The following is a 2,294-nucleotide window of genomic DNA, read 5'->3' on the forward strand; positions in this document are numbered from 1 at the left end:
GTCGAAGAGGCGTTGAAGGGCAAGACGCTCGACGAAGCGACCGTTCGCAAGGCGAGCGAGCTCGCCATGGAGGGCGCCGTCGACCATGGCGCCAACCACTACAAAATAGCGCTCGCGCCGCGCGTCATCGCGCGCGCCATCCTCGAATTGGGAGAGACGGCATGACCGTTCATGACATGAAACACGCGGCCTCGGACAGCGCACGCCTCGAAGCGGTCGGCGGACGCCTGTCGCGCGTCGACGGCCCGGCCAAGATCACGGGCGCCGCTCAATACGCCGTCGAGCAGCAGCTCGAAGGGCTGACGCATGCGGTGCTGGTCGGCGCAACGATCGCCGCCGGCAAGGTTACAGCCATCGACACCCGCGCCGCGGAGACCGCGCCGGGCGTGCTGGCGGTGCTGACGCCCGACACCATCATGCCGCTCAAGACCGCATCGGACTGGTTCGGCAACCGACCGTCCGATGGACCCTACTGCCCTTTAGCCCGAGAGGTCACCTTTTCCGGCCAGCATGTCGCGGCGGTCGTGGCCGAGACCTTCGAGCAGGCGGTGGCGGCGGCCGCACTCGTCAAGGTCTGGTATGACGAGATGCCGGCCATCGTCGACCTTAGCGACGGCAAGGCCGGCGACGGCATCCCGATCGACGCCATGACCAAGGAATGGGGCGACGCGCAGGCCGCCTTCGCCGAAGCGCCGGTGCGCATCTGCGCGGCCTACAACACGCAGCGCGAGTTCCAGGCGGCGATGGAGCCGCACGGGCTGATCGCGCGCTGGCAAGGCGACGAACTCACCATCTGGGAGCCGAGCCAGTGGCTCGACGGCATGGCGCGCACCTATGCCGAATGGTTCGGCGTGCCGTTCGAGAATGTGCGGCTGGTCTCGCCCTATATCGGTGGCGGCTTCGGCTCGAAGGCGCTGGCTCTGGCGCACAGCGCGGTGGCGGCGGCAGCGGCAAGAATGCTCGGCCGACCGGTGAAGCTGATGCTCAACCGCCCGCAGAACTTCACCTCCTATGGCGGCCGCGCCGCAACCCGCCAGACGGTGGCGATCGGCGCCGACGGCGAGGGCCGCATCCAGTCGATCGTGCATCGCGGCGTCAACGAGACTGCCGTCGACGGCATGTGGGTCGAGCCGCTCGGCTCCGTCACCTCGATCATGTACGCCACGCCCAATTTCTCCTCTAAGCAGAATGTGGTGCGGGTGAACACGGTGGTGCCGGGCGCCAAACGCGCGCCGGGCGAGAACCCCAGCGCCTTCGGCATCGAATGCGCCATCGACGAGCTCGCTTATGAGCTTGGGCTGGATCCGCTGGAGATCCGGCTTCGCAACTATGCCGAACAGGATCCGGAAGCGAAGAAGGCGTGGTCGACACGCCAGCTTCGCGAGGCGTTTGCAACAGGGGCGGACGCCTTCGGCTGGGCCAAGCGTTCGCGCGAGCCGCGCTCGATGCGCGACGGCCACCAGCTCATCGGCTGGGGCGTGGCGGCCGGCACCTATCCGGTGCGGCGCGCCTATGGCGAGGCGGTGGTGAGGCTCTCCGCAGACGGCTCGGCCGAGGTCGAAAGCTCCTCCATCGATATGGGCCAGGGCACCTACACGATCCTGGCGCAGACCGCCGCCGAGACGCTCGGCGTGCCGGTGGGGAAGGTGTCGGTGAAGCTCGGCGACTCGCGCCTTGCGCGGGCGGGCGTCACCGGCGGCTCGCGGCTTGCCGGCGTCATGACCGGCGCCGTCTACAAGGCGGCGGGCCAGGCGCTGGACGAGCTGATCGGGCTGGCGCTCTCCGATCCGCGCTCGCCCTTCCATGGGCTGCAGGCGAACACGCTTGTCGTGAACGACGGCCGTGTCGCCTCGCCGCGCGGCGACGGGCCGGAGCTGTCGATCGCCGAGCTGATGGGCATGCTCGGCCGCGAAAAGATCGAGGCCAGGGGCGACACCGTTCCGGCGAGCTTCACGCGGGAGCAGCGCTACAACAACTACACCACCATCGCCACGGCGCTGCCGCACACCGAAGGCGACTATTCGCGCCATTCCTGGTGCGCGCATTTCGTCGAGGTGCGCGTCGACGAGGATTTCGGCACTGTGCGCGTGTCGCGCGTGGTGTCGGCGCTGGATTCCGGCCGGCTCTACAACCCGAAGCTGGCGGAGAGCCAGTGGAAGGGCGGCATCATCATGGGCATCGGCCAGGCGCTCTTGGAAGAAGGCATCGTCGACCGCCGCCACGGCCGCATCGTCAACGGCAATTTCGCCGACTACATGCTGCCGACCAATGCCGACATTCCCGACATCCAGACC

General features: G+C 68.3%; 1 protein-coding gene and 1 pseudogene. Both read left to right on the forward strand.

Translation table 11 applies throughout. The annotated features are described in order from the left end of the window. Positions 1-165 (forward strand): annotated as a pseudogene (locus tag EOA38_RS40725) (xanthine dehydrogenase family protein subunit M); the annotation flags it as partial. Further along, on the forward strand, positions 162-2,294 hold a 2,133-nt coding region (locus EOA38_RS34065; RefSeq protein ID WP_145966210.1), incomplete at its 3' end, for a xanthine dehydrogenase family protein molybdopterin-binding subunit. The pseudogene EOA38_RS40725 and the gene EOA38_RS34065, both read left to right, overlap by 4 nt.

Source organism: Mesorhizobium sp. M1E.F.Ca.ET.041.01.1.1 (genome assembly GCF_003997355.1).
Taxonomy (GTDB): Bacteria; Pseudomonadota; Alphaproteobacteria; order Rhizobiales; family Rhizobiaceae; genus Mesorhizobium.